This window comes from Microcoleus sp. POL10_C6 (assembly GCF_036701585.1).
In the GTDB taxonomy this organism is placed as follows: domain Bacteria; phylum Cyanobacteriota; class Cyanobacteriia; order Cyanobacteriales; family Microcoleaceae; genus Microcoleus.
This window is the reverse complement of the sequence record NZ_JAUBRB010000072.1, coordinates 20,204-28,353: the sequence shown is the minus strand read 5'-3', so window position 1 is coordinate 28,353 and position 8,150 is coordinate 20,204. Positions and strand designations below refer to the sequence as shown.

7 protein-coding genes are annotated in these 8,150 nt (G+C 48.6%); 5 read left to right on the top strand and 2 right to left on the bottom strand.

Annotated features, from left to right (window positions below):
* Positions 1-366 precede the first annotated feature (366 nt).
* Positions 367-1,122, bottom strand: a complete 756-nt coding sequence (locus QUA34_RS26735; RefSeq protein WP_333323378.1) for a DUF3747 domain-containing protein — start codon at positions 1,120-1,122, stop codon at positions 367-369.
* Here QUA34_RS26735 and QUA34_RS26730 point away from each other — a divergent pair.
* Positions 1,114-1,308, top strand: coding sequence for a hypothetical protein (locus QUA34_RS26730; RefSeq protein WP_333084537.1), 195 nt, complete (start codon positions 1,114-1,116; stop codon positions 1,306-1,308). The genes QUA34_RS26735 and QUA34_RS26730 overlap by 9 nt on opposite strands.
* A gap of 247 nt (positions 1,309-1,555) precedes the next feature.
* Here the strand turns inward: QUA34_RS26730 and QUA34_RS26725 are convergent, their stop codons facing one another.
* A complete protein-coding gene (locus QUA34_RS26725) occupies positions 1,556-2,548 on the bottom strand; it encodes a ribose-phosphate pyrophosphokinase (protein ID WP_333213821.1) in 993 nt (330 codons plus the stop codon).
* A gap of 608 nt (positions 2,549-3,156) precedes the next feature.
* Between QUA34_RS26725 and QUA34_RS26720 the strand changes: the two genes are divergently transcribed.
* The 4 genes from QUA34_RS26720 (at position 3,157) to QUA34_RS26705 (ending at position 7,983) form a co-directional block, all read left to right on the top strand.
* A complete protein-coding gene (locus QUA34_RS26720; RefSeq protein WP_006635515.1) occupies positions 3,157-3,615 on the top strand; it encodes a GatB/YqeY domain-containing protein in 459 nt (152 codons plus the stop codon).
* Between the two features lie 416 nt (positions 3,616-4,031).
* A complete protein-coding gene (locus QUA34_RS26715) occupies positions 4,032-5,744 on the top strand; it encodes a serine/threonine-protein kinase (RefSeq protein ID WP_333390141.1) in 1,713 nt (570 codons plus the stop codon).
* Between the two features lie 60 nt (positions 5,745-5,804).
* Positions 5,805-6,512, top strand: a complete 708-nt coding sequence (gene bioD, locus QUA34_RS26710; protein WP_333390139.1) for a dethiobiotin synthase — start codon at positions 5,805-5,807, stop codon at positions 6,510-6,512.
* Positions 6,513-6,768: 256 nt separating this feature from the next.
* Positions 6,769-7,983: a M20 family metallopeptidase gene (locus tag QUA34_RS26705; protein WP_333390137.1), complete on the top strand. Its 1,215-nt coding sequence runs from the start codon at positions 6,769-6,771 to the stop codon at positions 7,981-7,983.
* Positions 7,984-8,150: the final 167 nt, after the last annotated feature.

Below are 8,150 nucleotides of genomic sequence, written 5' to 3'. Positions count from 1 at the left end.
CACTTTACTCTCGATCGCACGCTCTCTTAACCCAGCCCACGTAATATGCGCTCGATATATTCAGCAAGCCCTAACTATCTTGTTTTTCCGCGCAAATAGAACTTTTCAGGCACTCCAGCGGAAAATATCAACATCGCTATAGGGACGGATAGAAACATTGCTAGGAAATGTGATATAGCATCTTGTACTCCTTTCCAGGATTCCAATACTAAAGATACCAATTGCTCTCTGGTAACAGCAAGTTGCAGTCGAAAGGTATTATTTTGAGAAAACCGGGATACAAACCCAAAGCCCACAGCTTCTTTAATTTCGGAAGCGTAGATATCATCGGTAGCTATCTCCGAGTTGTAGAAAAGCCAGTATTGCCTACGGTATTGGTATTTCCTGCGGTATTGGCTGCGGTATTGGTATTTCCTGCGGTATTGGCTGCGGTGATGGCTGCGGTATTGGCTGCGGTATTGGCTGCGGTATTGGTATTGGTATTGGTATTGGCTGGGGTATTGCTTCGGTATTGCCTCCGGTATTGCCTCCGGTATTGCCTCCGGTATTGCCTCCGGTATTGCCAATTTCTTCCGGTGCGGATTGATTGGTAGTGAAATAAAAGTGACCTAATGTGCGGCCTTGATAAGCTCTTTTACTCAATCGCCAAGCAGGATCGAGAGTGATTTTCATGAAGTCGTTAACATCGCCGTTTGTGCGACCGATAATCACCGATTTACCTTGGTAATCTACCGGAGTTCCCATTAGAAGAACATTGCCATCAACAATTTCCAAGCTTAGGGTGTATTTTAATGCTAAATCTGTGCCTGCCATGCGAATTGAAAAGCCGTTGCTGTCTGTTGCGCGACCACAAATACCGGTGAAATCAAAACTAACTAATAAGGGATCGACTTTCACGGGATTAGAACCACTTTCGCTCCAGCATTTTCGCGTGTCAGAGACTTGTTCTAGAATTAGCAATTGGTAGCCGCCGAAAGGGCGGGGTTGGGCGATGACAATTACTCGGTCTTGGTTAATGTCGGTTTCGTCAAAAGTAAATGCTTTAGCCGAACCGATCGCCCCAAGTGTTAAAATTGCTGAACCTGCCAGTGCGGCCACTGTTCGTACAAGTGAATGTTTCATGATTTTTCCCTATTGGCTCCTTATGGTGATGAGACTTATCTAGAATATAAAAAAGTCGCCCTCTTCCAACAACAAGATAGAATTTTACCATCTCTTGTTCCGGTGGTACCAAGTGCGATCGATCGCCGATCGTCACATTGGTTCGTAGTGAAAACTCAACTCCGAGCGAATTTTATGAGGACTTGAGTCCTCCCTACAAAGTTATAAGCGTTATTTTACCGAGGAACTTGATAAGCTGTTCGACCTCTAAATTGTATTTTCCCGGCGGGCGCGACGCCCACTCCACAAGAATTTGATGGGACTTGAGAGTAAAAGTTAGATGAGACTGGGCTGATTACTTGCGGGAAATGATCGCACTCTTCACAAAAAAAACGGTGCGTTACACTCTTGTTAACGCACCCTAAAACAAACATTCAAAAACTGTCTTTGCCCTCTAGCGGAACATACTGCTAACAGAACTATCTTCGTGAATCCGCCAAATAGTTTCTCCGAGCAAATTGGCTACCGAAAGCACCGTCAACTGCTGAAAACGGTTCTCTTCAGGCACAGGAATTGTATTCGTAACAATTACCTCTTCCAAAACCCCGCTAGACAAACGCTCGATCGCCGGAGGCGAAAACACCGCATGAGTAGCACAAGCATAAACCTGCCTCGCACCCTCGCGGCGCAACAATCTCGCACCTTCAGAAATCGTGCCGGCAGTATCGATCATGTCGTCCACCAACACAGCAGTTTTGCCCCTGACATCACCGATAAGATTCATCACTTCTGCCACGTTGTGAGCTTGGCGGCGCTTGTCAATAATTGCCAGGGGAGCATCACCAAGCTTTTTGGCAAAAGCTCTCGCCCTAGCGACTCCGCCAACATCCGGCGAAACCACAACAATATCCGTCAATTGCTTGCTCGCCAGATAATCTAAAAGCACCGGCGAACCGTAAACGTGATCGAAAGGAATGTCAAAATAACCTTGAATCTGAGCTGAGTGCAAATCCATCGCCAAAATGCGACCGGCCCCAGCTTCCGTAATCAAATTAGCCACTAATTTTGCAGTAATCGACTCTCTTCCGGCCGTTTTGCGGTCAGCCCTAGCATATCCGTAATAGGGGATGACGGCAGTAATTTGTCTGGCCGAAGCGCGGCGACAAGCATCGATCATAATTAACAATTCCATGAGGCGATCGTTTACCGGACAGCAAGTTGGCTGAATCAAGTAAACATCGCAACCCCGAATCGATTCTTGAATTTGAACGTAGAGTTCCCCATCAGCAAACCGCTTGCGAACCATCGGCCCCAAATCAATCCCCAGATAGCGAGCCACCTCTTGGGCGAGGGGAATATTAGCAGAACCGGAGAACAGCCGCAGACGGTCATGAGCGGAAACCGGCGGCTCGGGAAGCGGAAGCGGTAAAGTAGCAGAACGGATCACAGCAGGCCTCTTGCAGGACGTTTATTCCATCGCTATCTTACCATCTGAAACTAGAAATATTCAGCCAATTTTTTAATAGATTTAACTTTCGGGGCGGCCACAAGTGTGAAGTTAGGCGAATTGAATAGGACTTGTAGAAATATGGCCAACAAATCCGGTTTCTACCCCACATTCAGTACCCTTAACGGTCAGAATCGGTTTTTACTTATTTTTATCCAGCAATAAAACTATGAATTATACTTGAATACCGTACATTAACGGATATAAAACTTTTTAAAGGCATAATTTATTACTGTAAAGATAGAGTTTTCTGCGTAATTATGCTGTATGACACGCCAGGGTGTGGAATGTGGGTTGTAGCGAACTCTGTACTGGCAGAAGTACGATCGCACTTGTGTCCCTGCGTCTAAAAATTCTGGCGAGAGTCAATTTAGGGCTGAGGCTGGAAGTCTAGCCGCCCAAAATTCAGCCGAAAGTCGAAGGCATCCGGGTTCAATGCGATAAAAAAGCCACCAACAGGCAATAAACTTGAAAAATACTGTAAAAAAAGTTAAGAATCGGAAGCATACTTCAGATTTTTGATATCGGGCAAAGCAAGGTAGAAATCGATGAGCTTAAGAGAACGCATTGACGAAGAAATCAAAGCAGCCATGAAGTCCAAGGACAAAGTTCGCTTGGAAACTGTTCGCGGCATCAAGAAATTTATTCTCGAAAAAGAAGTCAGCCTTCGTCCCTCTGGCCAAGAGACGCTGACAGAAGCTCAAGAAATGGAAATTTTGATGCAAATAGCCAAACAGCGCCGGGATTCGATCGAACAATACCGCAAAGGTGGCCGCGAAGATTTAGTGGCACAAGAGGAGGCGGAGTTAGCAATTGTTGAAGAGTATTTGCCACCCCAGATGTCAGACGAAGAGGTGAGTCAAGTCGTTGACGAAGTGATTGCCTCGGTTGGCGCTACTTCTGCAAAAGATATGGGCAAGGTGATGGGCAAGGCAATGCAGCAGCTTAAGGGCAAAGCAGACGGTAACAGAATTCAAGACATGGTGAAAGCAAAGCTTAACAGTTGACAGTTGACAGTTGACAGTTGAGAGTTGGCAGTTGACAGTTGACAGTTGGCAGTTGACATCTCCCATAAATAATCTCCAGCTTTATAGAGATGTATGGCCTAGACCGAGGGGCGACAAATTATTAGGGCTAAAGCCAAAAAACCCGGTTTCTACGAAAAATCGTGCATTTCTCCCTTGAGATATTGACGCAGAAACCGGGTTTTCGATCGGATATGCGGGTTGCAACCTGTGTATTTTCGTGAAAAAACCCGGTTTCTGACCATCCTGGCGTCCAAGAATGTCAAAAAAATGTAAAATACTAACTTTGGTCGGGACTGGGGACTACAGAGAGTGAAGTCTGCTCAAGAGCATTAAAGACCTAGCATTACTAAGTCTGTGAGCGATCGTCTATTTTTTAACAGTTTCTACTTAAACTTATGCAGCCACCTATTGCTATTGGAACTCTCCTACAAAACCGCTACCGCTTGGTGAATATTTTAGGTCAAGGAGGATTTGGCCGGACTTATTTAGTAGAAGATTTGGGACGGTTTCAAGAACGCTGCGCCCTGAAGGAATTGATTCCGGTGCAAAGCGGGCCATACGTTTTGGAAAAATCGAAGGAATTGTTTCAAAGAGAGGCGGCAATACTTTACCAAATTGGGCACCCACAAATTCCCCAGTTTCGGGCAATATTTGAAGAGAACCAGCGTTTGTTTTTAGTGCAGGATTACGTGGAAGGAATGACTTACCGCGAACTGCTGCTCGATCGAACTTCAAATGGTCGCAGTTTCACCGAAGCCGAAGTCTTGGTATTCATCCGGCAAATGCTGCCGGTACTGGCTCACATCCACGCCCGCGGCATCATCCACCGCGACATCTCCCCAGAAAATATAATTCGGCGGGAAAACGACCAGTTGCCGGTGCTGATTGACTTTGGAGTGGTGAAGGAACTCGCCACCAAAGTCCAGTCTCCCGAAGGAACAGCCCACGCGACAACAGTCGGTAAAATCGGCTACGCGCCGATGGAACAGTTGCAAAGCGGGCGGGCAACAGCCAGCAGCGACCTCTACGCTTTAGCTGTAACGGCGATCGTCCTGCTGACAGGCAAAGAACCGCAGGAATTGCTCGATCAAACAACGCTGCAGTGGAATTGGCAGCAGCAAGCGCAGGTGAGCACAGGTTTGGCTTTGGTTCTCAATCGGATGTTGAGTCGGTCTCCGGGCGATCGATATCAATCTGTCAGCGAAGTCGCCCAAGCACTCGACGCCCAAACTAATCCTAAACCTAGCCAGCCAACTGTACCGCCCGCGCCGCCAGCAGTGGTGCCGCCAAATCCTTCGCTAATAGCAACGGTGGCCGTGGGCAGACCGCCCGAGCCCGCCGCCCAGAGTTCCCACCCCCAAAAAAACCAGCCAGACCCGTTAATTGAGCCTGCTGGCGACACTTTTTGGGACAATCCCATCGCTGCGATCGGACTGCTGGCCGGCTTAGTAATCTTGACTGGCTTCGGTTCCTGGGCTTTAGTCGGCTCATTTCTCAACAATTCGCGCCCCAAACCCACTCCGACAGCGCCAGCACTCATAAATCCCACGCCGACACTAACTCCGATACCAAACCCGCTACCTTTGCCAACCCCAACCCCCCAACCTTTGCCAACCCCAACCCCAGAACCTTTGCCGGAACCAACCCTAGAACCTTTGCCGGAACCGAACCCAGAACCTTTGCCGGAACCAAGCCCAGAACCTTTGCCGGAACCGAACCCAGAACCTTTGCCGGAACCGAACCCAGAACCTTTGCCGGAAGCAAGCCCAGAACCAAGCCCAGCGCCAACTCCGACACCAAAACCGACGCCCGCACCAACTCCCGCACCCAAACCGGCGCCCAAACCGGCGCCCGCACCAACTCCCGCACCCAAACCAACTCCCGCGCCGTCCCCAACACCCGCACCAACACCCGCACCAACACCCGCACCAACACCCGCACCGTCGCCGGAACCGGCCCCAACACCCGCACCGTCGCCGCAACCGGCTCCAACACCCGCACCAACACCGGAACCGGCCCCAACACCCGCACCGTCGCCACAACCGGAACCGGAACCCGCGCCGTCACCGGAACCAGCACCAACACCCGCACCATCGCCAGAACTCTAAACTTCTGGCAAAATTCCCCTAGACTGAGGTTGATGCCAATTACTTGTTAGCTATTTGCCAATGAACTCGCTGCTAATTACTGGAACTGATACCGACGCGGGCAAAACTGTTTTGACCAGCGCTCTGGCTGCTTATTGGCAAATGTATTTTCCCGATCGCAGTTTGGGACTTATGAAGCTCATGCAAACGGGAACGGGCGATCGCGAACTTTACACCCGTTTGTTTTCCCTCGACCAATCCCCCGAAGAACTCAATCCGCTGCACTTTGATGCGCCTCTAGCACCGCCGATTGCTGCGGAACGGGAGGGGAGACGTATCGAACTCGAAAAGGTTTGGACGGCGTGGCAAAGCCTCTCGGAGCGCAAGGATTTTGTGTTGGTGGAAGCTTTGGGAGGGCTGGGATCACCTGTAACGCGGGAACTGACTGTGGCAGATATTGCCAGGGATTGGCGGCTGAGGGGGGTTTTGGTAGTACCTGTGAGGTTGGGGGCGATCGGGCAAGCTGTGGCGAATGTTGCTCTCGCCAGACACACTGGTTTTAAGCTCAGAGGTATTGTGCTTAATTGCGTTAAAGCTTATTCGGAAGAAGAAATTGCCGATTTAGCGCCCATAGATTTGATCCAGTCGCTGACTCAAATACCTGTGTTGGGTATTTTGCCACATTTAGATGACCCGACTGACCTTGCTAAATTAGCTAAAATTGCTTCAGATTTAGATTTAGAACAGTTACTGCCAGGGGTTAATTTAGTTCCTCAGACTTCTAAATAACCCTATTCTCAACACCTCTCTTTCTCATTCTTCTCTTCCTCTGCGTACTCTGCGCCCTCTGCGGTTCATTAAAAAAAAATCTCCTGCACAACTCAGATAGGATTGAAGAAAATTTTATTTTAACCGCAGAGACCGCAGAGAGCGCAGAGAAAGACAAGAGAGAGTTTCACAGCTTATTCTGGGTTGCTATAATTAGTGATTACCATTTATTAAGTGATTAAATCTAAAACCTCATCAAAAAAAAGGAGAATAAAACATGGTTTCTACTTTGCCGAATTTAACCTCTGTCGATTTATCTCAATTGCGGTTGGAGATTAGAAAATTGCAGCCTCAGCTAGTCGAATGGCGTCGCCTTTTGCACCAAAAGCCGGAGTTGAGTTTTGATGAAAATTTAACGGCGCAGTTTATCTCACAAAAGTTGCAGGAATGGGGAATAGAGCATGAAACTAATATTGCTAAAACTGGTATTGTCGCGACTATAGACAGCGGCAAACCGGGGCGGGTTTTGGCAATTCGGGCGGATATGGATGCTTTGCCGATTCAAGAAGAAAATGAGGTGGATTATCGATCGCAGCATGATGGAATTATGCACGCTTGCGGCCACGACGGCCACACTGCGATCGCCCTTGGTACTGTTTGTTATCTCGCCAAGCACAAACACAGTTTTTCGGGTAAGGTAAAATTTATCTTTCAGCCCGCCGAAGAAGGGCCAGGGGGCGCAAAACCGATGATTGAAGCGGGAGTTTTGAAGAATCCTGATGTTGATGCGATCGTCGGCTTGCATTTGTGGAACAATCTACCTTTGGGCACTGTAGGCGTCCGCAGCGGCGCGCTGATGGCGGCTGTCGAAGTTTTTGACTGCACGATTTTTGGCAAAGGTGGACACGGCGCAATGCCACATCAGACTGTGGACTCGATCGTAGTTACAGCCCAAATTGTCAGCGCTTTGCAGGCAATTGTCGCGCGGAACATTGACCCGATCGACTCAGCGGTTGTAACTGTCGGCAAATTCCACGCAGGCCACACCCACAACGTCATTGCCGACACCGCTCAAATCGCTGGCACGGTGCGCTATTTCAATCCAGCATATCAAGGTTATTTTGCACAGCGAATCGAGCAAGTAATTGCCGGAATTTGTCAGAGTCACGGGGCTAATTACCAATTAGATTATTGTGCGCTTTATCCGCCAGTTATTAATGATTCGAGAATAGCTGAATTGGTGCGCGACGTGGCAGAATCAGTTGTCGAAACTCCTGCGGGAATCGTTCCAGAATGTCAAACAATGGGAGGCGAGGATATGTCGTTCTTTTTGCAAGAAGTCCCTGGGTGCTATTTCTTTTTAGGTTCAGCAAATCCAGAGAAAAACTTGGCTTACCCGCACCATCACCCGCGTTTTGATTTTGATGAAACTGCGCTGGGGATGGGTGTAGAAATGTTTGTGCGCTGCGTGGAAAATTTTTGTTTGATGTAAATCAGGCTTTCAGGGGCGGGCTAGAAGCCCACCCCACAAGAAAATTTAGTTTTTGTGGAACAAGCAAATTCATGTCTTGTGGAACAGGCATCTTGCCTGTTCATGAGAATGGTACGGGCAGGCAGGATGCCCACCCCACAAGAAATTCATTCTTTGTGGAACAGGCA

Excerpts from the sequence above, each read along its gene's own strand:
- QUA34_RS26730 (WP_333084537.1), top strand. The coding sequence starts at position 1,114 with ATGTTTCATGATTTTTCCCTATTGGCTCCTTATGGTGATGAGACTTAT.
- QUA34_RS26735 (WP_333323378.1), bottom strand. The coding sequence starts at position 1,122 with ATGAAACATTCACTTGTACGAACAGTGGCCGCACTGGCAGGTTCAGCA.
- QUA34_RS26720 (WP_006635515.1), top strand. The coding sequence starts at position 3,157 with ATGAGCTTAAGAGAACGCATTGACGAAGAAATCAAAGCAGCCATGAAG.
- QUA34_RS26715 (WP_333390141.1), top strand. The coding sequence starts at position 4,032 with ATGCAGCCACCTATTGCTATTGGAACTCTCCTACAAAACCGCTACCGC.
- bioD (WP_333390139.1), top strand. The coding sequence starts at position 5,805 with ATGAACTCGCTGCTAATTACTGGAACTGATACCGACGCGGGCAAAACT.
- QUA34_RS26705 (WP_333390137.1), top strand. The coding sequence starts at position 6,769 with ATGGTTTCTACTTTGCCGAATTTAACCTCTGTCGATTTATCTCAATTG.